The sequence below is a fragment of the Dellaglioa sp. CoH-57-MRSF-17 genome (assembly GCF_056782015.1).
In genome coordinates, this window is record NZ_JBXAXY010000032.1 from 1 (window position 1) to 246 (window position 246).

At 58.9% G+C, this 246-nt stretch carries 1 protein-coding gene; it reads left to right on the plus strand.

Annotated features, from left to right (window positions below):
• Positions 1-200 (plus strand): hypothetical protein (locus tag AC1RPJ_RS07700; RefSeq protein WP_481762831.1); only part of this gene is annotated, 200 nt, incomplete at its 5' end.
• Positions 201-246: the final 46 nt, after the last annotated feature.

The window sequence follows — 246 nt, forward strand, 5'->3', positions numbered from 1 at the left end:
AGGCAGATGAATCGCCTGACGAAGTTGCTCAGGAGCCCGTGGCTGAACAAGAGGCCTCGGCCCCAGAAGCGCAAGAATCAGCACCTGAGGCGGAAGCTCAAGAGCCGGCACATGATGCAGGGACCGACGAGGCTGTGGAACATCAGGAAGCTGCACAAGAACAGGCCGACGGCGCTGCTGACGAGCACACTGCTGAGTAATCCTAAGGGAGGTGGACCATGGCAGCAAAAATCACGGGTAACCACG